This is a genomic window from Burkholderia alba, from assembly GCF_034721475.1.
GTDB lineage: Bacteria > Pseudomonadota > Gammaproteobacteria > Burkholderiales > Burkholderiaceae > Burkholderia > Burkholderia alba.
Genome location: NZ_JAWJWL010000014.1, coordinates 1 through 21,978 on the forward strand (window position 1 = coordinate 1; position 21,978 = coordinate 21,978).

At 68.3% G+C, this 21,978-nt stretch carries 15 protein-coding genes; 7 read left to right on the forward strand and 8 right to left on the reverse strand.

What is annotated here, in order from left to right:
• The 5 genes from RZR99_RS17045 to RZR99_RS17065 form a co-directional block, all read left to right on the forward strand.
• Positions 1-125, forward strand: a 125-nt coding sequence (locus RZR99_RS17045; RefSeq protein ID WP_323121109.1) for a spore coat protein U domain-containing protein, incomplete at its 5' end; no start/stop codon positions are given.
• A 7-nt stretch (positions 126-132) separates the two neighbouring features.
• Positions 133-855, forward strand: coding sequence for a fimbrial biogenesis chaperone (locus tag RZR99_RS17050; RefSeq protein WP_323120949.1), 723 nt, complete (start codon positions 133-135; stop codon positions 853-855).
• 38 nt (positions 856-893) lie between these two features.
• Entirely contained in the window at positions 894-3,290 is a 2,397-nt protein-coding gene (locus RZR99_RS17055; RefSeq protein WP_323120950.1) for a fimbria/pilus outer membrane usher protein, read from the forward strand.
• A 111-nt stretch (positions 3,291-3,401) separates the two neighbouring features.
• Positions 3,402-4,808: an argininosuccinate lyase gene (gene argH, locus RZR99_RS17060; protein WP_323120951.1), complete on the forward strand. Its 1,407-nt coding sequence runs from the start codon at positions 3,402-3,404 to the stop codon at positions 4,806-4,808.
• A gap of 259 nt (positions 4,809-5,067) precedes the next feature.
• Positions 5,068-5,742, forward strand: a complete 675-nt coding sequence (locus RZR99_RS17065) for an HAD family hydrolase (RefSeq protein ID WP_323120952.1) — start codon at positions 5,068-5,070, stop codon at positions 5,740-5,742.
• A gap of 217 nt (positions 5,743-5,959) precedes the next feature.
• On the opposite strand, the gene RZR99_RS17070 is transcribed toward RZR99_RS17065, so the two are convergent.
• From RZR99_RS17070 to apbC, 5 genes are all read right to left on the reverse strand, one after another.
• On the reverse strand, positions 5,960-6,673 hold the full coding sequence (locus RZR99_RS17070) for a lysozyme inhibitor LprI family protein (protein WP_323121110.1): 714 nt from the start codon (positions 6,671-6,673) through the stop codon (positions 5,960-5,962).
• A gap of 2 nt (positions 6,674-6,675) precedes the next feature.
• Complete coding sequence (locus RZR99_RS17075; RefSeq protein WP_323120953.1) at positions 6,676-8,955, reverse strand: arginine/lysine/ornithine decarboxylase; 2,280 nt, start codon at positions 8,953-8,955, stop codon at positions 6,676-6,678.
• Positions 8,956-9,039: 84 nt separating this feature from the next.
• Positions 9,040-9,609 carry a dCTP deaminase gene (gene dcd, locus RZR99_RS17080; protein WP_176050628.1) on the reverse strand — a complete coding sequence of 190 codons (570 nt, stop codon included), beginning with the start codon at positions 9,607-9,609 and terminating at the stop codon, positions 9,040-9,042.
• Between the two features lie 107 nt (positions 9,610-9,716).
• Positions 9,717-10,256: a superoxide dismutase family protein gene (locus RZR99_RS17085; protein WP_323120954.1), complete on the reverse strand. Its 540-nt coding sequence runs from the start codon at positions 10,254-10,256 to the stop codon at positions 9,717-9,719.
• A gap of 131 nt (positions 10,257-10,387) precedes the next feature.
• A complete protein-coding gene (gene apbC, locus RZR99_RS17090) occupies positions 10,388-11,476 on the reverse strand; it encodes an iron-sulfur cluster carrier protein ApbC (protein WP_323120955.1) in 1,089 nt (362 codons plus the stop codon).
• A gap of 357 nt (positions 11,477-11,833) precedes the next feature.
• Between apbC and RZR99_RS17095 the strand changes: the two genes are divergently transcribed.
• Positions 11,834-12,484, forward strand: coding sequence for an OmpA family protein (locus RZR99_RS17095; RefSeq protein WP_323120956.1), 651 nt, complete (start codon positions 11,834-11,836; stop codon positions 12,482-12,484).
• A 1,028-nt stretch (positions 12,485-13,512) separates the two neighbouring features.
• Positions 13,513-15,648, forward strand: a complete 2,136-nt coding sequence (gene metG, locus RZR99_RS17100; protein WP_323120957.1) for a methionine--tRNA ligase — start codon at positions 13,513-13,515, stop codon at positions 15,646-15,648.
• A gap of 239 nt (positions 15,649-15,887) precedes the next feature.
• On the opposite strand, the gene RZR99_RS17105 is transcribed toward metG, so the two are convergent.
• The 3 genes from RZR99_RS17105 to RZR99_RS17115 all read right to left on the reverse strand — a co-directional run bounded on the left by RZR99_RS17105 (position 15,888) and on the right by RZR99_RS17115 (position 21,971).
• Positions 15,888-16,904: a methyltransferase gene (locus RZR99_RS17105; RefSeq protein ID WP_323121111.1), complete on the reverse strand. Its 1,017-nt coding sequence runs from the start codon at positions 16,902-16,904 to the stop codon at positions 15,888-15,890.
• Positions 16,904-17,650, reverse strand: coding sequence for a hypothetical protein (locus RZR99_RS17110; RefSeq protein WP_323120958.1), 747 nt, complete (start codon positions 17,648-17,650; stop codon positions 16,904-16,906). Before RZR99_RS17110 ends, RZR99_RS17105 begins: the two co-directional genes overlap by 1 nt.
• 280 nt (positions 17,651-17,930) lie before the next feature.
• Positions 17,931-21,971, reverse strand: coding sequence for a translocation/assembly module TamB domain-containing protein (locus RZR99_RS17115; RefSeq protein WP_323120959.1), 4,041 nt, complete (start codon positions 21,969-21,971; stop codon positions 17,931-17,933).
• Between the last annotated feature and the right edge of the window lie 7 nt (positions 21,972-21,978).

Sequence of the window (21,978 nt, forward strand, 5' to 3'; positions counted from 1 at the left end):
ACACGGTCGGCGGCACCGGCACCGGCTCGGCCCAGTCGATCAACGTCTACGGCCAGGTCGCGGCACAGGCCACGCCGCAGCCCGATACCTATCAGTCGACCGTCACGGCAACCGTCTACTTCTGATGCGCCAGTGACGCTCTCCCACCGCCACCGTGCCCGCGGGCTATTCCTCTGCTTCATCGCCGCATTCAGCGCGGCGGCGGCCGGCGCGACGCTGCAAATCTCGCCCGTCACGCTCGACATGACGTCGGACAGCACCGCGGCCGGCCTCACGCTGCGCAACCCCGGCGAGCGGCCGATCTACGGACAGGTGCGTACCTATCGCTGGACCCAGGATCACGGCGACGACGTGCTCACGCCGGCGCAGGAACTCGTCGCGAGTCCGCCGCTGCTGCAGATCGCCGCGCAATCCGACCAGTTGGTCCGGCTCGTGCGCGTCTCGCGCGACAAGCCGCCGCGCGAGCAGAGCTATCGCGTGCTGATCGACGAACTGCCGAGCCCGGATGCGCCGGTGACGAGCGGCATCACGATCCGGCTGCGCTACTCGATCCCGGTCTTCATCGAACCCGACACGGCCACCGCGCCGCCGAAACTCGCGTGGAGCCTGGTGCGCGGCGAGCAGGGCTGGCTGCTGCGGGTCGCGAACAGCGGCGAGCGGCATGCGCAGATCGCGGCGGTGCAGCTCATCGACGACGCCGGCAAGGCCTACGAGGTCACCCAGGGCCTGCTCGGCTATGCGCTCGCGGGCAGCGCGCGGCAGTGGCCCGTGAGGCTCGACGCCGCGCCCCGCATCCGGCGCGTCCAGGCCACCGTCAATACGCAGAAGATCGAGGCCGGCGTGGGCGCGCCTTGACCCTGGCCGCGCGCCGGATCCTTTCCCATCGCTCGAACATGCCGGCCACCCGCCTCGCGCCCCGCTCGACGAACCCCGGGCGGGGCGGACGATTCGCCGTGCTGCCGATCGCGCTCGCCGTCGCGGCGCTCGCCGCGGCAGGCGGATCGCCCGCGCACGCTCAGGACGCGCCGGCCATCACGCTCGCGGATGCGCGCACGGCGATTACCGCCACGGCGGCGGGCGAATCGGGCGACCTGTATCTCGACGTGACGCTCAACGGCGAGCCCGCCCATCTGATCGCGCATTTCATCGCACGGGACGGCAAGCTGTCCGCGAGCCAGGACGACCTGAACGATCTCGGCATCGCGACGCCCGGCCCGCGCCTGCCCGGAGACGCGCTGATCCCGCTCGATTCGCTGCCGGGGTTGCGCTACGGCTACGACGCCACGCGCCAGACGATCGCGCTGCAGGTGCCGGACGCGCTGCGCATCCCGCATACCTTCGACACGCGCGCGCTCGCCCCCACCCCGCCGGCGTCGTCCGGACGCGGCGTGGTGCTGAACTACGACCTCTACGCGCAAAGCGCCGCGCACGCCCCCGTCGCGCTGTGGAGCGAGGCGCGCTACTTCGATCCGGCCGGCGTATTCAGCAGCACCGGCGTCGCGTACGTCTACCGCGACCAGCAGCGCTACACGCGCTACGACACGTCGTGGAGCCGCTCCGATCCGCAGACGCTCACCACGACGCAGTTCGGCGACACCATCTCGTCGTCGCTCGCGTGGACCCGCTCGCTGCGGCTCGGAGGCTTCCAGTGGCGCAGCAACTTCGCGCTGCGCCCCGATCTGGTGACCTTCCCGGTGCCGGCGCTGCCCGGCTCGGCCGTGGTGCCGACCGCCGTCGACCTGTACGTGAACAACGTCCGCCAGTTCAGCGGCAACGTGCCGAGCGGGCCGTTCGTCATCAACAACGTGCCCGGCATCACCGGCGCGGGCAACGCCACCGTGATCACGCGCGACGCGCTCGGCCGCACGATCTCGACCTCGCTGCCGCTCTACATCGACACGCGCCTGCTCGCGTCCGGCCTCGCGAGCTACTCGGTCGAGGCGGGCTTCCTGCGGCGCGCGTACGGCATCAATTCGTTCGACTACGACGCCCACCCCGCCGCGAGCGCGACCGCCCGCTACGGTCTCAGCGACTACCTGACGGTCGAGACGCATGCGGAAGCGACGAGCGGCCTGTACAACGCGGGCGCCGGCATGCTGGCCCGGCTCGGGATGGCGGGGGTCGTGAGCACGTCGGTGGCCGGCAGCGCGGGCCGGCTCGCCGGTACCCAGGTCGGCCTCGGCTACCAGCTGATCGAGCCGCGCTTCTCGATCGACGCGCAGACGCTGCGCGCATTCTCGAATTACGGCGACCTCGCCGCGCGCGACGGCACGCCGGTGCCCACCGTCACCGACCGCGTCACGGTGTCGCTGCCGTTCATCCGCGCGCAAACGCTCGCCGTCAGCTACATCGGCCTCAAATATCCCGGCGCGCCGACCTCGCAGATCGGCTCGGTGTCGTATTCGCTGAGCTTCGGCAGCCTCGCGTCGATCAACGTCAGCGCGTTCCAGGATTTTCGCCAGCGACATTCGCGCGGCGTGTTCCTGAGCCTGAACCTCGGCCTGGGCAACAACACGTCGCTCAACGCCAACGTCGGCAAGCAGAACGGCGAGACGGCCTACAGCGTCAACGCGACGCGGCCGCCCGACTACGACGGCGGCTTCGGCTGGGCGGTGCAGGCGGGCAATTCGGGCGACGTGCGCTACGGCCAGGCGCAGGCGCAATACCTGGGTCGCGCCGGGCAGGTCACGGCGCTCGCGCAGACGATCGCCGGGCAAAGCAACCTGTCGATCGATCTGACCGGCGCGCTCGTGCTGATGGGCGGCAGCGCGATGCTGTCGCGGCGCATCGACGACGGGTTCGCGCTCGTGTCGACCGACGCGGCACCCGGCGTCCCGGTGCTGCACGAGAACCGCGAGATCGGCACGACGAACCGTAACGGCTATTTCCTGATCCCCGATCTCAATTCGTACCAGAACAACCGGATCGGCATCGACAGCATGCGGCTGCCGATCGACGTCCGGCTCGCCGACACGACGCTCGACGTGGTGCCGCAAGCGCGCTCCGGCGTACTCGCGCGCTTCGCGATCACCCGCGAGCACGCGGCATCGGTGCTGCTGCGCGGCGCGGACGGCGCGCCGCTGCCCGCCGGACTGCGGGTCCGCCACGTCGAGACCGGCGATCGCACGATCGTCGGCTACGACGGCCTGACGTTCATCACCGCGCTGGGCGACGTCAATCATCTGGAGATCGACGGCGGAGGCCGGCACTGCGCGGTGTCGTTCCCCTATGTCCGCCCCGACGACGGCACGCTGCCGACCATCGGCCCGCTCACCTGCGATCTGAAGTAGCGCCCGCGCGCGCCCTGCCCGGCGCGGCGCGCGGGGAGAAGGCGGCCGCGAATGCTAAAATCCGCTATCCATTCGCGGCGCAAGCCGCTCCACACTCCTCTAAGAATCGCCATGACGTCCCAATTGCACAAAAAGGGCGAGGCCTGGTCGGCCCGCTTTTCGGAACCGATGTCGGAGCTGGTCAAGCGCTATACGTCGTCGGTGTTCTTCGACAAGCGCCTCGCGCGGGTCGACATCGCCGGCTCGCTCGCGCACGCCGGCATGCTCGCGGCGCAGCAGATCATCAGCGCGGACGACCTCGCCGCGATCCAGCGCGGCATGGCGCAGATCCAGGGAGAGATCGAGCGCGGCGAATTCGAATGGCAGCTCGACCTCGAAGACGTCCACCTGAACATCGAAGCGCGCCTCACGGCGCTGATCGGCGACGCGGGCAAGCGCCTGCACACCGGCCGCTCGCGCAACGATCAGGTCGCGACCGACATCCGCCTGTGGCTGCGCGGCGAAATCGACCGCATCGGCGGCCTGCTGAACGACCTGCGCGGCGCGCTGCTCGATCTGGCCGAACAGCACGCCGGCACCATCATGCCGGGCTTCACGCATCTGCAGGTCGCGCAGCCCGTCACGTTCGGCCATCACCTGCTCGCGTATGTCGAGATGTTCTCGCGCGACGCCGAGCGCATGCGCGACTGCCGCACCCGCGTGAACCGCCTGCCGCTCGGCGCGGCCGCCCTCGCCGGCACCAGCTACCCGATCGACCGCCACGCGGTCGCGAAGACGCTCGGCTTCGACGGCATCTGCGCGAACTCGCTCGACGCCGTGTCCGATCGCGACTTCGCGATCGAGTTCACCGCGGCGGCGGCACTCGTGATGACGCACGTATCGCGCTTCTCCGAGGAGCTCGTGCTGTGGATGAGCCCGCGCGTCGGCTTCATCGATCTCGCCGACCGCTTCTGCACCGGCTCGTCGATCATGCCGCAGAAGAAGAATCCGGACGTGCCCGAGCTGGCGCGTGGCAAGACGGGCCGCGTGAACGGCCACCTGATCGCGTTGCTCACGCTGATGAAGGGCCAGCCGCTCGCGTACAACAAGGACAATCAGGAAGACAAGGAACCGCTGTTCGATACGGTCGACACCGTCGCCGACACGCTGCGGATCTTCGCGGAGATGGTCGCGGGCATCACGGTCCGGCCGCAGGCGATGCGCGCCGCCGCGCTGCAGGGTTTCTCGACCGCCACCGATCTGGCCGACTATCTGGTGAAGCGCGGGCTGCCGTTTCGCGACGCGCACGAAGCCGTCGCGCACGCGGTCCGGATCTGCGACGAGCGCGGCTGCGATCTCGCCGACCTGTCGCTCGACGAGATGAGGCACGAGCTGCCGAACGTCGCGCATCTGATCGGCGACGACGTGTTCGGCTATCTGACGCTCGAAGGCTCGGTCGCGAGCCGCAACCATCCGGGCGGCACCGCGCCCGATCAGGTGCGGGCGGCGATCCAGGCCGCGCGCGCGGCGCTCAAGTAAGCGCGGCGCAATCGCACCGGCGGACACCTTCGGGTGTCCGTTTTTTATGCGGGACCGGGTACGGATACCGCCACGCGGCCGGGCCAGCGACAGCCGATACCGCGCCGCTTCCGGCCGGGCCGCCGGCACCGTCGCGACGGACGCCCGGCATGCCGCGCGACGCGCTTCGAACCGGATCCCTTCCGGCGGACACCCGCCCTCCGCATCGCACGCACGCCTCCCGTTTGATACAGTGCGTTCTTTCAAGGAGACGCCCCCCATGTTTGCAGCCGCGATCTTCGATATGGACGGCCTGCTGATCGATTCCGAGCGCACGATCATGAATACGTGGATCGACGTCTGCGCGCAGCTCGGCATCGCGCTCGCGCCCGCCGACTATCTGCGCATCGTCGGCCGGTCCTTTTCCGAAGGCCAGGTGGTCCTGACCGAACTGGTCGGCGGCGCGGACGCGTTTCGCGAAACCTCGCAACGCGTCCGGCAGCGGCTCGGCGCCCCCGTTGCGCAGCCGATGTTTCCGCTGAAGCCCGGCGCCCGGACGCTGCTTGCCGAGCTGGCGCGAGCCGGCGTGCCGTGCGCGGTCGCTTCGTCGTCGGGGACCGCCGAAATCCGTTCGCGCCTCGGCCGCGTCGATGTTCTGGCTTGCTTCGCGGCGATCGCCGGCGGCGACGAAGTCGCGCGCGGCAAGCCCGACCCGGCCGTCTACCGGCTCGAGGCGGAGCGCCTCGGCGTGCCGGCGCATGCTTGTCTCGCGTTCGAGGACAGCGATTTCGGCGCCCACGCGGCAACGCGCGCCGGCGCGTCGGTCGTGACCGTGCCGGATCTCAAGCGTCCGACACCCGAGGTCGCCGCGTTGAGTTTCAGGATCCTGGAAACGCTGGAACAGGCGGTCGAGCACGTACCGTCATGGTTCCGGACGCATCGTCCGTCCGCGTGACGCGGCGCGAGCCGCCGGGAAGTTCGATGGTGCCGGCCAGCCCGTGGCGATCGGCCATCGCTAGGCGGACAAGCGGCTCGTCGGCGCGCCCGTCGGCGTCGCGCCGGCTCGGATCAGGCAACGCGTTGCCGAATACGATGCCGATCCGCGGCCGGCGTGAAACGCGCGATGCGGCGATCGGGCCGCCGAACGTCGCGCCCGATTCTCAAAACGGCACTCAGCGATTGCCGACCGTTTCCGAAAAACGCTTGAGCGTCGCGACCCGCGCGCCGATCAGGTCGACCCGCTCGTCCTCGCTGATGAGGGGCGTGGTCGCATCGCGAAACGCCGTCCATTCGCGCTGCGCGTGCGTGAGCGCCGCGCGCGAGCGCGCGGGCATCCGTTTCTGCAGTTTCGTGAAATAGCGATTCAGATCGAACAGCGCATGCTCGCACGCGGCGTCCTGCAGACACGGCCGCACCCGGTGCACCGCGTCCTTGCCTCCGCCCGGCTGCGCGTAGCGGTCGGCCGCCTCGCGCAGCGCGAGCGCGCGGTCGCGCACCGGCTGCAGCTGCGTGTCGGCGCTGGCCATCGCGTACATCGTGCCCTGCGTCGTCGCATAGACCGCCTGCACCAGCGGCATTTCATCGCCGCGCCACGCGAGCCAGCGCCGCTGGCTTTCCTGCCAGCCGCGCTTCGCGGCCGCGGGCGCCGCGCCCAGCAACTGCTGGTAGGCGGCATTCATCGCCGCCTGCCATTTCTGCCGCGCGTCGTCCATGCACTGGATCTGCCCGTCCGTCGACGAGCGGTCGCGCCGCGCGAGGCACTGCCGCATCGCGACGTCGTTCGGATCGGCCGCCGCCACCTCCGCATGCGCGGCGCCCGTCGCCGCCAGCCACGCGGCCAGCGCGGCGACCGCCAGCCGCGCGAACCGCAAGCGCACCTTCGCCATCGTCAATGGCGCACGCAATCGACGTAGTACTCGACGCGCCCGTTGACCTCTTCCGCGACGAGGCCGTGGATATCGGTATGGAAACCCGGGAAGCGCTCGTTGAAATCGCGGGCGAACCGCAGGTAGTTGACGATCGTCTTGTTGAAGCGCTCGCCCGGGATCAGCAGCGGAATGCCCGGCGGATACGGCGTCAGCAGGATGCTCGTCACGCGGCCCTCCAGCTCGTCGAGCGGCACCCGGTCGATCTCGCGGTGCGCAAGCTTCGCGAACGCATCCGACGGCTTCATCGCGGGCTCCATGTTCGACAGGTACATCTCGGTCGTCAGGCGCGCGATGTCGTTGGCGCGGTACACGTCGTGGATCTGCCCGCACAGGTCGCGCAAGCCGACCCGCTCGTACAGCGGATGCTGCGCGACGAACTCCGGCAGCACGCGCCAGAGCGGCTGGTTGTTGTCGTAGTCGTCCTTGAACTGCTGCAGCTCGGTGACCATCGAGTTCCAGCGGCCCTTCGTGATGCCGATCGTGAACATGATGAAGAACGAATACAGGCCCGTCTTCTCGACGATGATGCCGTGCTCGGCCAGGTACTTCGTGACGATCGCGGCCGGAATGCCGGCTTCGCCGAATTCGCCGTCCACGTCGAGCCCCGGCGTGATGATCGTCGCCTTGATCGGGTCGAGCATGTTGAAGCCTTCGGCGAGCGGGCCGAAACCGTGCCAGTGATCGTTCGGCCGCAGGATCCAGTCCTCGCGCGAGCCGATCCCCTCTTCCGCGAGGCTATCCGGCCCCCACACGGAGAAGAACCAGTCGTCGCCGTACTCGGCGTCCACCTTGCGCATCGCGCGGCGGAAATCGATCGCCTCGGCGATCGATTCCTCGACGAGCGCGGTACCGCCCGGCGGCTCCATCATCGCGGCCGCGACGTCGCACGACGCGATGATCGCGTACTGCGGGCTCGTCGACGTGTGCATCAGGTACGCCTCGTTGAAGCGATGCTTGTCGAACGTGCGGTTCTCCGAATCCTGCACGACGATCTGCGACGCCTGCGAAATACCGGCGAGCAGCTTGTGCGTCGAGTGCGTCGCGAACACCAGCGAGCCCGTGCGCGGCCGGCCCGCGCCGATCGCGTGCATGTCCTGGTAGAACGGGTGGAATTCGGCGTGCGGCAGCCACGCTTCGTCGAAGTGCAGCGTGTCGAGCAGGTCGCCGAGCAGGTCCTTGATCTGCTCGACGTTGTAGACGACGCCGTCGTAGGTACTCTGCGTGATCGTCAGGATCCGCGGCTTGAGATTCGGGTTCTTCTTGAGCGCTTCGCGCGCGAACGGATTCGCCTCGATCTTCTTGCGGATGTTCTCCGGCTTGAACTCGTCGCGCGGAATCGGCCCGATGATGCCGAAGTGGTTGCGCGTCGGCGTGAGGAACACGGGGATCGCGTGCGTCATCGTGATCGCGTGCAGGATCGACTTGTGGCAATTGCGGTCGACCAGCACGATGTCGCCCGGCGCGACGGTCGCGTGCCAGACGATCTTGTTCGACGTCGACGTGCCGTTCGTCACGAAGAACAGGTGATCCGCGCTGAAGATCCGCGCGGCATTGCGCTCGGACGCCGCGACGGGGCCGGTGTGGTCGAGCAGCTGGCCGAGTTCGTCGACCGCGTTGCAGACGTCGGCGCGCAGCATGTTCTCGCCGAAGAACTGATGGAACATCTGGCCGAGCGGATTCTTCAGGAACGCAACGCCGCCCGAGTGGCCCGGGCAGTGCCACGAGTACGACCCCTCGTCCGCGTACTTGACCAGTTCCTTGAAGAACGGCGGCGCGAGCGAGTCGAGATACACCTTCGTCTCGCGGATGATGTGGCGCGCGACGAACTCCGGCGTGTCCTCGAACATGTGGATGAAGCCGTGCAGCTCGCGCAGGATGTCGTTCGGCAGGTGGCGCGACGTGCGGGTCTCGCCGTACAGGAAGATCGGGATGTCGGCGTTGCGGCGGCGCACCTCGGTCACGAACGCGCGCAGCTCGATGATCGCGGTCGCCAGTTCGGGCAGTTCGCCGTCCGAGCCGGTCTCGCCGAGCATCAGCTCGTCGTCGTCGAGCGACAGGATGAAGCACGACGCCCGGCTCGACTGCTGCGCGAACGACGTGAGATCGCCGTAGCTCGTGAGGCCGAGGACCTCCGCCCCCTCTTTCTCGATCGCTTCCGCCAGCGCCCGGATGCCGGAGCCGGAGATGTTCTCGGAACGGAAATCTTCGTCGATGATGACGACGGGAAAACGAAACTTCATGGGCGATTCTCCAAAAAGAACGACCGCGGCGCATCACACGCAGCGGTCACCCGGTAACTGGCGGTGTTTCGATATACAAACAGATCAGGTTTTCGGCAGCGTGACACCCCGTTGCCCCTGATATTTGCCGCCGCGGTCCGCGTACGACACGTCGCAGACCTCGTCGCTCTCGAAGAAGAGCACCTGGGCGACGCCTTCGTTCGCGTAGATCTTCGCGGGCAGCGGCGTGGTGTTCGAGAATTCCAGCGTGACGTAGCCTTCCCACTCGGGTTCGAACGGCGTCACGTTGACGATGATCCCGCAGCGCGCATAGGTGGACTTGCCGAGGCAGACGGTCAGCACGGTGCGCGGAATGCGGAAATATTCGACGGTGCGGGCAAGCGCGAACGAGTTCGGCGGAATGATGCACACGTCGCCCTTGAAATCGACGAACGAGCCTTCGTCGAAGTTCTTCGGGTCGACGATCGTCGAATTGATGTTGGTGAAGATCTTGAATTCGTCCGCGCAGCGGATGTCGTAGCCGTAGCTCGACGTCCCGTAGCTGACGATCCTGCGGCCGTCCTCGGAGGCGCGGACCTGATCGCGCACGAACGGCTCGATCATCTTGTGCTCTTCGGCCATGCGCCGAATCCACTTGTCGGACTTGATGCTCATAAAAAGGCGCCAGAAAACGCTGCGTGACTAGGAGGGAGGCCGCCGGCATCCGGGCGGCCACGAGAGGCGCACATTTTACGCGATCGCGGGCGAGCCGACCTGCCCGCTTACGGACGGATCGCGCCGCAGGCGAGACCGGGCCCCGCGCCGTGCTGCGGGAACGCCGGATCGCTCGGGTCGCGATGGACCAGCACCGCGCGCGACAGCACCGAGCGCACGCCGTCGAGCGCGACGTCCGGCGCGACGATAAAGCCCGCCGCGACGCCGTTCGCATCCGCGTGGATATTGCCGAGATCGCCGGCGACGCGCGCGCCGGCCCGCAGCCGGTCGGCGGCGGGCGCGAACACCGGCCCGGCGCTCGAGCCGTCGCCGGCGTTGCAATCGCCGCGCTCGTGTACCTGCAGCGCGTGGTCGCTGTTCGGCGGCAGCCCGGAGAAGTTGTACGTGACCTGCACGCCGTCCGGCCGTTCGACGAACGTGACCGTGCCGCGCGCCTGGTTGCCGACGGTCGGCTGGAGCAGCGCGTCCGCACGCTTTTCGTGCTGGGAGGCGAACGAGGTACAGCCGGCCAGCAGGCCAAAGGCGCTCAGGGCGAGCAGCGCGGCAAGCGCGAGCGAACCTGATGCGCCGTCGAGTCGTTGTTTCATGCGATCCTCATGCCGGCGGGCAGCTTGCTGCGCCGCGCCCGCCGGACGGGTAAGTGGACCTGGGAAAAGCCGTCATGATACCGCGCCTCGACCCGCGTAAAGCACCGGCCAGCCTCGTCCCGCAAGGCTTTTTACGTATTTTGAACAATGATGCTCGGAAATTTCGACGTCATGTCCTTCGCCCGCTCGGCGATCGCGATCGCCACGCCCCGCGCGATCGAGCGATAACGCTCGGCGAGCTTGCCCTGCGGATCGGCGACGACGGTGGGCACGCCGCTGTCCGCCTGCTCGCGGATCGCGATGTCGAGCGGCAGGCTGCCCAGCACCGTCACGCCGTAGTCCTGCGCCATCCGCGCGCCGCCGCCCGCGCCGAAGATGTGCTCCTCGTGGCCGCAGTTCGAACAGACGTGGATGCTCATGTTCTCGACGATGCCGAGGATCGGGATGCCGACCTTCTCGAACATCTTGAGCCCTTTTTTCGCGTCGAGCAGCGCGATGTCCTGCGGTGTGGTGACGATCACGGCGCCCGTCACGGGCACGCGCTGCGCGAGCGTGAGCTGGATGTCGCCGGTGCCCGGCGGCATGTCGACGATCAGGTAGTCCAGCTCGCGCCAGTTGGTCTGGCGCAGCAGCTGCTCGAGCGCCGAGGTCGCCATCGGGCCGCGCCACACCATCGGATTGTCTTCCTCGATCAGGAAACCGATCGAATTCGCCTGCAGCCCGTGGCCGGTCATCGGGTTCATCGACTGGTTGTCCGGCGAATCCGGCCGGCCGTGGATGCCGAGCATCGTCGGCAGCGACGGGCCGTAGATGTCCGCGTCGAGAATACCGACCGACGCGCCTTCCGACGCGAGCGCGAGCGCGAGATTGACGGCCGTCGTGCTTTTGCCGACGCCGCCCTTGCCCGACGCCACCGCCACGATATTCTTCACGTTCGGCAACAGTTTGACGCCGCGCTGCACGGTGTGCGCGACGATTTCCTGCGAGACGTTGACACGCGCGTCGCGCACGCCCGGCACCGTGACGAGCGCCGCGGCGAGCCGCTCGCGCGTCGCGTCGAACTGGCTCTTCGCCGGATAACCGAGCACGACGTCGACGGTCACGGCGTCGCCGTCGATCGCGACGTTGCGAATGCCCTTGTGCGCCGCGTAGGGGCGGCCGGTATTGGGGTCAGCGATAGCCGCGAGTGCGGCGTCGACCAAAGCCCGGTCAATGCTCATCGATACTCCGAGGGAACGTCGCTCAATCATGCCCAATCGTAAAGAATCTTCAAATAACGGGGCACAAAGCGGGAAAAGTGAAAAAATGTATTGCACGCCATTGCGCGATGACACGTTGCGGCGCAATCTTCGCGGGCGGCGCAGATCGGGGCCACATCGGCCCCGCACCGCCTATATTGTAGAGGCTGAGGCGCCACCCTGTCCGAACGGCCATCGTGAAGGTCAGGGTCCGGCGCGAGACGGCGGGCTTCGTCCGACACCGGGCAGGCCCGCCTCGCGCGTCAGCGGTTGCCGATGCCGACGGAGCAGTACTGTTTTGTCCTTGTCGACTCGTTCACTCTCAGAGAGGAATCCAAGATGAATACCAAAATCGCGATGCGCTTGTCCGTTTTCGCTCTCGCAGGCGCCTTGCTGGCTGGCTGCGCGACGCCGCAAGGCAATAACACGGCGGTTGGCACGGGGGCGGGTGCCGCACTGGGCGCAGGGATCGGCGCGCTCGCGGGCGGCGGCAAGGGCGCGGCGATCGGCGCGGGCGTCGGTGCCCTGGTCGGCGGTGTGACGGGCTACAACTGGCAGGCGATCAAGAACAAGCTCGCGCCGTCGGCGCAGCAGACCGGCACGCAGGTGACCGAACAGCCGGACGGCTCGCTGAAGCTGAACGTGCCGAGCTCGGTCACGTTCGCGACCAACCAGTACGCCATCACGCCGGCGTTCACGCCGCTGCTGAACGATCTGGCGACGACGCTCAACCAGAATCCGCAGATCACGGCTTCGGTGGTCGGCTACACGGATAGCACCGGTTCGGCTTCGTACAACCAGACGCTGTCGCAAAACCGCGCGCAGAGCGTGGTGAGCGCGCTGGTGCAGCGCGGCGTGGCGGGCGGCCGCCTGTCCGCGCAAGGGATGGGCGCATCGAACCCGATCGCCGACAACGCCACGGAAGCGGGCCGCGCCCAAAACCGTCGCGTGGAGATCTACCTGCGGGCGCCGCAACAGCCGGCCCAGTAACGACGCACGCGGGAGAGCGGTTCGTACGAACCGCGCACAGCCGCGCCGCATAAGGCACCGCGGGCATCCGGTAACGACTCGAAAAAATTTTCGAACTTCCTCGATGCCTCGCGGTCTTTCTATACGGTACGTGGCTGGTGTTGCCGGCGCGTCACCATTCTCCTCTTGTCGTTGTTGCTCCGGGGCCGTATCCGCCCCGGTTTTTTTTGCCTGAAATTTTCGTTGTGCAACGCAACAACCGCATTTCTTTCCTTGTCTCCATCGCCGTCTTCCGGTCGCCGTGCGTCTACTCGCAATGAGCGCGCGCATGCCGCCGAGCGTGTTCGCCCGACGGTGAGCGGCTCACGCGCCGACATTGCGATCCGTCATGATCGTCAGGCTTCGGCGAGCGCTGCCGGATCTCGATCGCCTTCATGCGAAGCGCCGCTCCGGGCCCTGCGTGCGTCGAGCGATACCGACATCGACGGCCGCCCTCTCCGTTGCACACCCCGCAGCGGGCCCCATTTTCCCGCTCGCAACTGACCCGCTGCACGGCTTCGCGATGCCATGGATGCATGGCCGTTCCCCGAAATGCAACTTGAAGCCATGTTCCTGTTCGAGGCGCGCCGGCGGATCCGAGGGACGCGCCGAGCATCGATCCCGCTCGGTTCTTCACGCGGGCCGGCGAACGGGCTCTGCGCATCCGTATTCGCGTCTCTTCTGCCACGACCCCGCGCGTCGCCCGCGCACTATCGCCCATTGGGCGGCGGCGCGACCTGCCCGATCGGCAAACGCGGCGATTTCCACGAAAGAGCGGCATACGCGCTCCCGGACAGTTCGAAAGACACCGGCCTCGCGCCGGACGCGCCGGACGCGGCGGGCTCGACCGGGCTCGATACGAGCGGCGCAACGCGATTGCGTACGCGTGTCGGCATCCTGCACCGCTTCCGGCACGCCGCGAGGCCGGCGCCGCCCCGCATGCGCGGCCGGCCGCCCTGCTAGAATCGCAGCTTCCCTACGATTTCCCCCGCAGTTCTCTTACAGACCCTATGTCCGCATCCGACCACACTTCCGCGCAGGCCGGCGCACCGCAAGGCCGCCGCCAGATCCTCGTCACGTCCGCGCTGCCCTATGCGAACGGGCAGATTCACATCGGCCACCTGGTCGAGTACATCCAGACGGACATCTGGGCGCGGACGATGCGAATGCACGGTCATGAGGTCTACTACATCGGCGCCGACGATACGCACGGCACGCCGATCATGCTGCGCGCCGAACAGGAAGGCCTGACGCCGAAGCAGCTGATCGAGCGCGTATGGACGGAGCACAAGCGCGATTTCGACAGCTACGGCATCTCGTTCGACAATTTCTACACGACCGATTCCGACGAGAACCGCGTGCTGAGCGAACAGATCTATCTCGCGCTGAAGGACGCCGGCTTCATCGCGGAACGCGAGATCGAGCAGGCCTACGATCCGGTCAAGGAGATGTTCCTGCCGGACCGCTTCATCAAGGGCGAGTGCCCGAAATGCCACGCGAAGGACCAGTACGGCGACAGCTGCGAGGTGTGCGGCTCCACCTACCAGCCGACCGATCTGATCAACCCGTACTCGGTGGTGTCGGGCGCGACGCCCGAGCGACGCAAATCGGTCCACTACTTCTTCCGCCTGTCGGACCCGCGCTGCGAAACGTTCCTGCGCGGCTGGGTCGGCGGCCTCGCGCAGCCCGAAGCCACCAACAAGATGCGCGAATGGCTCGGCGACGCGGGCGAAGCGAAGCTCGCCGACTGGGACATCTCGCGCGACGCGCCCTACTTCGGCTTCGAGATTCCCGGCGCGCCCGGCAAGTACTTCTACGTGTGGCTCGACGCGCCGGTCGGCTACTACGCGAGCTTCAAGAATCTGTGCGACCAGCGCGGCCTCGATTTCAACGCGTGGATCAACAAGGATTCGACGACCGAGCAGTATCACTTCATCGGCAAGGACATCCTGTACTTCCACACGCTGTTCTGGCCCGCGATGCTCGAGTTCTCCGGCCATCGCACGCCGACCAACGTGTTCGCGCACGGTTTCCTGACGGTGGACGGCGCGAAGATGTCGAAATCGCGCGGCACCTTCATCACCGCGCAAAGCTACATCGACACCGGCCTCAATCCGGAGTGGCTGCGCTACTACTTCGCCGCGAAGCTCAACGCGACGATGGAAGACATCGACCTGAACCTCGACGACTTCCAGGCGCGCGTGAACAGCGACCTGATCGGCAAGTACGTGAACATCGCGAGCCGCGCGGCCGGCTTCCTGATCAAGCGTTTCGACGGCCGCGTGCAGGACAGCGCGATGAACCACCCGCTGATCGCAACGCTGCGCGACGCGATCCCGCAGATCGCCGCCCACTACGAAGCCCGCGAGTACAGCCGCGCGCTGCGTCAGACGATGGAACTCGCGGACGCGGTGAACGGCTACGTCGACACCGCGAAGCCGTGGGAACAGGCGAAGGATCCGGCCAACGCGGTCGCGCTGCACGAAACCTGCAGCGTGAGCCTCGAAGCATTCCGCCTGCTGTCGCTCGCGCTGAAGCCCGTGCTGCCGCGCGTCGTCGCGGCGGTCGAAACCTTCTTCGGCATCGCGCCGCTGACCTGGGCGGATGCCGGGCAGCCGCTGTCGTCGTCGCAGGCGATCAGTGCCTATCAGCATCTGATGACGCGCGTCGACCCGAAGCAGATCGACGCGCTGCTCGCCGCGAACCGCGGCTCGCTGGGCGGCACGGCGGCGGCGGAGCCGGCCGACGGCAAGAAAGCGGGCAAGGCGGCAAAGCCGGCGGCCGAAGCCGCGACGGGCGACGAGCCCTTCATCACGATCGACGATTTCGCGAAGGTCGACCTGCGCATCGCGAAGATCGTCGCGTGCCAGGCCGTCGAAGGGTCGGACAAGCTGCTGCAGCTGACGCTCGACATCGGCGAGGAGAAAACCCGCAACGTGTTCTCGGGTATCAAGTCCGCTTATCAGCCGGAGCAACTGGTCGGCAAGCTGACGGTGATGGTCGCGAACCTCGCGCCGCGCAAGATGAAGTTCGGACTGTCCGAAGGAATGGTGCTCGCCGCGTCGGCCAGCGACGAGAAGGCGGAGCCGGGGCTCTACATCCTCGAGCCGCATGGCGGCGCAAAGCCCGGCATGCGCGTGAAGTAAGCGCGTTCGCCGCATCGGCAGGCCCCACGCAGGGCTGCCCGACCGCACCCCGAAAGCCGGGCGCCTGTTCGGCCTTCGGGGTGTTCTTCATCCTGTGCCGCCGCACCGGTCCGGCCCGCTCGCCCCTCCCGCCGGCATTGCTCCGTCGTCGCCCACGCGCGACAACTTCTCGACTTCCTCGCTTCACGGCTTCACGGCTTCACGGCTTCACGGCTTCACGGCTTCACGGCTTCACGGCTTCACGGCTTCACGCCCGTCACGAGACTATGGTGCCCGAAGCTCGGAATCGTCCGGATGTCCGCGAAACCCGCGCCGGACAGCACGCCGGACAGCGCCGCCGCCGAATACTGCTCACCCTCCGTCCACGCGACCATCATCATGCTGTAGGCGGCCGCCGCCAGCGGCCCGCTCTTGTCGTCGCGATACAGGACTTCGTGCAGTACGATGCGTCCGCCCGGCGGCAGCGCCGCATGGCTCTTGCGCGCCAGGAACGCGCCTTTGTCGAGCGGCCAGTCGTGGAAGATATTCGCGTAGAAATGCAGATCGGCGCACGGAAACGCGTCCCGCCACATGTCGCCCGGGTGAAGGGCGATGCGTTTGCGCAGCCCGTCGTCCGTGACGAACTCCCGGCTCAACTCGCAGACGATGGGCAAATCGAAGATCACGCCGCGCAATGCCGGCCATGCCGACAGCGCGCCGCACAGATGCGCGCCCGAGCCGCCGCCGATGTCCAGCATCACGCGGTGTCCGGCCAGATCGAGTTTCGTCGGCCATACGTTCACATGCGCGGCGCTCAGACTGTGCATCGCGCGCGTGAAGCGACGGCCGAGTTCGGCCTGCTGCTCGTGAGAACGGAAAATGTCGTCCGCGCCGTACGCCTGCGGCGCATCGCGGCGCAGCGCTTCTTCGAGCGCGGCGACGGAGAACGTGCCGCCGTTATCGATCATCAGATCCCAGAACGCGCCAAAGTACGTCGGGCTGGACTCGAGCAGATAGTCCTCGCCCAGCGTCGTCAGCGCGAAGCGCCCCGTCTGGTTGCGGACGAATCCCAGCGCCACCGCGACGTTGACCAGCGCCTCGGCAGGCCGCCGCCGGAGTCCCAGCGCCGCACCGATCCCGTCGAGCGGGCACGGTCCGGCCCCTAGCCGGCGAAACAGGCCCAGCCGGTGCGCGATCAGCATCGCGGGGAACGCGAAGAGATTGAGCGTGACGTCATGTACCGCGACATCGTCGTGCCGGGGCGCCTGATGGGTCATCACGGCCTCGCCTGCGGGTAACGGCCGGGCGGCGGCGCGATCGTGTCGAACGGCGGCGCGCGCGAAGCTGCGCGCGCGATCAGCTCGGCGGCTTCGTGACTCCACGCCTCGAACGTGCGGAAAACCCGGTCCACGGATTCGACGCACCGCGCCCGCTTCGCGTCGCTCAATTCGATGCGGGCCAGGTCGGCATGTTCGCTTCCCTGCAGATGCCCGGTCTCGAGCGCGAAATGGTATGGCCCCATGTAGCGCAGATGCCGGCCCGTCGCGATCCGTACCGCGTCGGCCAGGCGCGCGGTATGGGAAAAGATCACGTTGCCCGTTTCCTCGATCGCCTCGATGACCGCCATCCGCTCGACGCTGTCCGCCCCGCCGATGATCGCGCAAAGGTCGTACATCAGCAGCCGGCTGCGGTGCGTATCCTCGCGCCAGAGCGTGCGCAGCGCGTCCGTCGTCGTGGTCGCGCCGCTCCAGCCGAGCGTCTCCAGATCGTCCAGGAACCACGGCCAGTGATGATCGTCTTCGCGGGTATGTTCGTTGATGCACGCCTGAAAGACATCGCCCGCCGGCTCACGCCGGAGCACGTATCGGTTCAGGTCGCCGAAAGCCATCACGAAGAAGGCGAAACCCCGCATGAAGTCGAGCCGCACCAGCGGCGGCAGGCTATCGTCCTGCAGGCAGACGAACAGCGGCAATACCGCATACCGCTGCTTGCTGCGCAGGATGTGGGCCAGTACATGCTTCATTGTCCGAGTCCCCCGAACATGCTTCGCCACGCCGGCCGGTCGGCCGGGCGCGAGCCGTCGCCTGCCGGTGCCGACCCGGCATGCGCTCAATGCGCGGGGCGCGCGCAGCGCCCCGCGACGCGCATGATTCGCGCGTTGCCGCATCGAATGACACCGTTCGGCAACGGTCGAGGATGCGCGGGGATTGCCGCGCGGCAGCCGTATCGATTCGTGTCGACCCACACTCAATCTAGGCCGCCCGAATCGAATGTCAAGCCGTCGGAAACGCCCTCCGGCCCCGCTACCACCACCAGCGATCGAAGCGCCGCGTGTAGTTCAGGTCGACGCCCTGGAAGGTGCCCGTATAGGCCGACACCGACCAGAAGCGCGTCAGGTTGATGGTCGCCTTGAACGCGTTGCTCGCCGACTGCAGGCCCTGTTCGTAGCCGAGCACGAAACGCTCGTTGATCGCCTTCGACACCATCACGACCTGCGGATCGGTCAGCCCCACGTCGCTGCGGCCGATCGAGAACTCGTCGAGGCCGAAGGTCTGCGCGACTCGCTTGCCGGTCGCGCTGCCGAGCAGCGCGAGCGCCGTCGTCATCGTGTTCTGCTGGCCGAGGTTGTTGCCCTGATCGGTACCGTGGCCGAACAGCAGCCACGACAGCTTTTCGTTGTCGGCCACGTTCGGCTCGGACACGAGCTTCGCCACCGGCGCCTGGATCGTGCCCGTCACCTGCACGCCCGCCTCGACCTCCTGATTGCGCCGCATCGCGAGAATGTTGATCCCCGGATTCGACACCGGCCCGTTGAACGTGAAGAAGCCGTTCTCGATGGCCAGCTTCCGGCCGAACGACGTATAGGTCGACCCTTCGCTCACTCGCACGTTGCCGACCGCGCGCAGCGGCAGCCCCGGCGCGCTCATCACCGTGATCGTGCCGCGCAGGCCGAGATCCGCGCCGTGGCCCTTGAAACGGAAATCGTTGCCGAGATCGATGTCGACGTTCGCGCGCGGCGCGAGCGACGGCGCCGGCTTGTCGGCGGCGGGCGTCGGTTTCGCGATCGCGGTACCGGTCTGCGTTTCGCCCCGCACGGTGCCGTCGGCCCGCACGATCACGACATCGTCGGACAGATGCGGCGCCGATTCTTCCGGCAGATCGAACAGCGCGCGATCGACGGTGAACTTGCCGTTGATCGCGATGCCGCCGCGCGGCCCGTCGTTCTCGACCGTCGCCTTGCCCGACAGCGACAGCTTGCGGTCCGGTGCCGCGAACAATTCGAGCTTGTCCGCGACGATGCTCGCGGTGAGATCCGGCTCGCTGCCGTCGAGCCGCACGCGGCCGATCGCGCGCAACGTGCCCTGCGCGCCGTGAAACTCGACCTGCTGGAATTCGACCAGGTTGTCGGTGAGTTTCACGCGCACCACGCCGTCCTTCAACTGCACGCCCTGATCGACCAGCGTCGCCGACAGGTCGTCTCCCGTCAGCATCCCCGACACATTGGGCTTCGACGGCGTGCCGGCCACCGTGAGGCGCAGCGCGGCGCGGCCGTCCAGCAGGTAGCTCGGACCGAACAGCCCGCCCGTCGTCTTGAGCGCCGGCACGTCGGCGTCGATCTTGCCGGACAGCGGCGCGTCGTCGGCCACCGAGAACACGCCGTCGCGCAACGCGAACGGCACGGCAACCGAGGCGTCGATCGTGCCGATCCGGTTCGCCTGCGCGTGGACGGTCGCGTTCAGCCGGTTGCCGGCCGCGAACGCCGCGCGCGCCGAAATGTCGGTGATGCCGAGCGACGCGACGCCGCGTCCGGATTCGATCGTCACGTCGCCGCCGCGGCGCTTGATCTGCACATAGCCTGTCGCCGTGTCGGCCAGCGCGACGTCCCAGTCGCCGTCGAGGATCAGGTCGGTGCGCAGCGGCGAGCGCTCGCCCGTCAGCTCCTGGCGGACCTCCAGCGCACGCGCGACCGACAGGTTCGAGATCGAACCCGCGGTGCGCAACTTGCCGTGATCGAGCACGAACGACTTCAGATCGATCGCCGCCCCTTCCACGCTCAGCTTCGCCGCGCTCAGCGTCACGCGGTTCGCGCCGGCCGAGATCGTCAGCGGCGTGTCGAGCGATACGGCCGGCGTGCCGCGATTCGCGAGCCGCGTCACGGTGCCGTCCCAGCGCGCGCCTTCGCGGGATTCGATGACGCCGCCGGCCGCCGCCAGCGTCAGGTTGATCACCCGTCCGCCCGCCGTACCGAGCGCCGATGCGTCGAGCGTGTGCTTCGCGCGCGTGCCGTTCAGCTTGGCCGACAGCGTCTTCAGCTTCACCGCGCCGAGCGCGAGGTCGCTCGCGTCGGCGCTCACCACCAGCGCCCCTTGCGCGCCGTCGCGAATCTCCGCGCGGCCCTGCGCGCTGCCGATCCGGTTCTCGCCGAACACGACGCCGCTGGCCTTGTACTCCGCGCTCACGTTCGGATGCGCGAACGACCCCGTCAGGTCGCCCTGCGCCTGCACCAGCCCCGCGAGGCCGAAGCCGAGCCGGTCGAGCTGCGGCGCGTCGACGTTGAAGCGAAGCCGGTCGCCGGCGGCGCCGAAGCTGCCGTTCAGATCGACCTGGTTGCCCGCGATCGACAGATTCACGTTGCTCGGCAGGATCCGCGCGCCCGCCATCTGCAACGTGCCCTGCCCGGTCAGCGGCAAGCCGTCGTAGATGCTGTTGCCGAGCCTGAACTGCGCGCGCGTCGAGAACACCGGGCCGAGCGCCCCCGTCGCCGCGAGCGTGCCGTTCACGCTCGCGTTGCCCGCGCGCGGACCGCCCGCCGGCGCGGCCTTGCGCGGCGCGCCGGCGCCCGGTTTGCCCGCCGCGGGCGCGGCGCCGAGCGCCGCCAGCGCGAGCGGATCGAAATCGCTCAGCGTCGCCTTCAGGTCGTAGGACGAATGCGCATCGTGCTTCAACGCGCCCGCCAGATCGATGCGCCCCTTGCCGGCCGTCACGCGGGCGTCGGCGATCGTGGTCTGCTTCGCGTCGATGGTCACCTTCGCCTTCGCGCCGAGCGCGAGCTTCGGATCGGCGAGATCGAACACGATCGTCTGCGCGCCGCTCGCGAGCGTCACGCCGACCGGCCCCGCGAGCTTCATCGGCCGCAGCGCGGCGACGAACGCGTTCAGGTCGAGATTCGCGACCTTCAGGTCGAACCGGCCCCGGCCGCCCGCCAGCGCACCGCCGCCCGTCACGCTGCCGTCGCGGATAGCGCGCAGCGTCAGCGCGTCGATGCGCTGCTCGTGCTCGTCGAGCCGCACGTTCGCGTGCGCGTCGACGACGGGCAACAGGTTGTCGCCGAGCGTGCCGGGCTTCGCGTTGACGATCGACACCGGTCCCGTGACGACGAATGCTTTCGGATGCTTCGGATCGGCCGGCGCGGGTTCGAGCTGCGCGCGCACCGCGAGGTCGGCAAGCGGCGCGCCCGGCGCGAACGCCTGCGGATTCACGTGATCGAACGCGAGCGTCGCGCGCGTGAGCGGTACATCGGAGAACGGCGCGGCTTCGATATGGCCGCGTCCCGCGAGCTTCATGCCCGACGCGTCGAGCTCGGCGACCAGCGCGGCGAGCGAGCCGGACACGCGCGCCTGCGCGCTCACCGGCTCGTCGGCCAGCTTGCCCGCGTAGGTCGCTTCGCCGTCGAGCGGAAACGGCTTGACGCCGTCGAGCCGTGCTTTCGCCGTCAGCGCGCCGAACGGCGTATCGAGACGATCGAGCGTCGCGTCATGATGGCGGCCGTCGCTGCGGCCTTGAAGGATCAGGTTCGCCAGTTCGGTGGTCGAGCCCGCGTCGTGAATCAGCAGCGTATCGAAACGCAGGTCGCGCACCGTCAGCTGCAGCGGCAGCCGCAGGTCATCCGGCATCGCCGCCGGCGTTTCCGGCGTCGTCGACGGGGGGATCCGCACGTCGATCGTACCCGCGCGCAGCGTGTCGACCGTGAGCCGCAGCGGCGCGCGCGTGAGCACCCAGCGGCCCGTCACGCGATCGATCCGGACCTCGGTGCCGCTGCCGTCCGGGCTCGTCCACGCGAACCGCGACAGCCGCACGCCGGTCGCGAGCGTTCCGCCGTCCAGCGTGCCCGCGAGACGTCCGCCGAGCAGCTTGACGGCGGCCTGCCACGCGAGCCGCGTGCCGCGCTCCGTCGTCGCGGCCGCGACGAGCGCACCCGCAAGGAGCGCGACGAGCACCGCGACGAGCGCCGCCGTCCACGCGAACGCCTTCAGCGCGCGACGCTTGCGCGGCGGCTCCGGCGCGGGAGCCGGCTCGCGCGGCGTGTCGTCGGGCGGCGGAATGTCGGGAGGAGCCTTCGTCATGCGGGTC

Excerpts from the sequence above, each read along its gene's own strand:
- RZR99_RS17065 (WP_323120952.1), top strand. The coding sequence starts at position 5,068 with ATGTTTGCAGCCGCGATCTTCGATATGGACGGCCTGCTGATCGATTCC.
- apbC (WP_323120955.1), bottom strand. The coding sequence starts at position 11,476 with ATGAGCATTGACCGGGCTTTGGTCGACGCCGCACTCGCGGCTATCGCT.
- RZR99_RS17110 (WP_323120958.1), bottom strand. The coding sequence starts at position 17,650 with ATGAAGCATGTACTGGCCCACATCCTGCGCAGCAAGCAGCGGTATGCG.
- RZR99_RS17115 (WP_323120959.1), bottom strand. The coding sequence starts at position 21,971 with ATGACGAAGGCTCCTCCCGACATTCCGCCGCCCGACGACACGCCGCGC.
- RZR99_RS17095 (WP_323120956.1), top strand. The coding sequence starts at position 11,834 with ATGAATACCAAAATCGCGATGCGCTTGTCCGTTTTCGCTCTCGCAGGC.
- RZR99_RS17075 (WP_323120953.1), bottom strand. The coding sequence starts at position 8,955 with ATGAAGTTTCGTTTTCCCGTCGTCATCATCGACGAAGATTTCCGTTCC.
- argH (WP_323120951.1), top strand. The coding sequence starts at position 3,402 with ATGACGTCCCAATTGCACAAAAAGGGCGAGGCCTGGTCGGCCCGCTTT.
- dcd (WP_176050628.1), bottom strand. The coding sequence starts at position 9,609 with ATGAGCATCAAGTCCGACAAGTGGATTCGGCGCATGGCCGAAGAGCAC.
- RZR99_RS17085 (WP_323120954.1), bottom strand. The coding sequence starts at position 10,256 with ATGAAACAACGACTCGACGGCGCATCAGGTTCGCTCGCGCTTGCCGCG.
- RZR99_RS17070 (WP_323121110.1), bottom strand. The coding sequence starts at position 6,673 with ATGGCGAAGGTGCGCTTGCGGTTCGCGCGGCTGGCGGTCGCCGCGCTG.
- RZR99_RS17105 (WP_323121111.1), bottom strand. The coding sequence starts at position 16,904 with ATGACCCATCAGGCGCCCCGGCACGACGATGTCGCGGTACATGACGTC.
- RZR99_RS17055 (WP_323120950.1), top strand. The coding sequence starts at position 894 with ATGCCGGCCACCCGCCTCGCGCCCCGCTCGACGAACCCCGGGCGGGGC.
- metG (WP_323120957.1), top strand. The coding sequence starts at position 13,513 with ATGTCCGCATCCGACCACACTTCCGCGCAGGCCGGCGCACCGCAAGGC.